The following is a 612-nucleotide window of genomic DNA, read 5'->3' on the forward strand; positions in this document are numbered from 1 at the left end:
GCCTTAGAGCAATTGCAGCAGGACTATACGCAGCGGCTGAAAGACTGGGAGAGCGCCTTCACGGATTTGCAGCATATGTTCGAGCTGACACGACAGGAGAACGGGCAAATGAGGGAACAGTGCGACGACTTGAGTCAGCAGGTGCAGAGATTAGCCGGGCAGGTGGACCGCTTGAGTCGGTTATTTATCACGAACAGCAGATAAGGGATGAACAGGAAAGGCAGGCACGCCTGGAACGGGAGCGTGCGCGGTCCTGGCATGAAGAGCTGGAACGGGAAGCTCGGGTATGGCGTGGCCCGTCAATGGGGATGTGACGGTGAGTTGTTCCGGGAGGTTGCCAGATGGTACCTGAACGCGTTAAAAACGCATCCGGGCGCGATTCTGGCGTGTCGTTTTTGTTGCTGTGTTTTGCCTCTTTGCCAGATCGCGCTCATTCCTCAGCCTCATCCCGCGATGTCTGCGTATGTCATCAACTGAAAAGATGGAAAAAAACAGTGTCATGAGGTTTACGCAGGCAAAACCAGCGTTATTCACATGGCTGAATAGCTATGCATACGGTTAAAATTTATCAGGTGCGATCGCGGCAGCTTTTCGGGTGGTTTGTTGCCATTT

The 612-nt window shown here is 53.1% G+C and carries 1 protein-coding gene; it reads left to right on the forward strand.

The features are described 5' to 3' along the window. Positions 1–204: MbeD family mobilization/exclusion protein (locus E0D98_RS25485; RefSeq protein WP_131891484.1), on the forward strand; the 204-nt coding region annotated here is incomplete at its 5' end. Between the last annotated feature and the right edge of the window lie 408 nt (positions 205–612).

This window comes from Escherichia sp. KCJ4928, from assembly GCF_004352695.1.
Lineage (GTDB): Bacteria > Pseudomonadota > Gammaproteobacteria > Enterobacterales > Enterobacteriaceae > ECMA0423.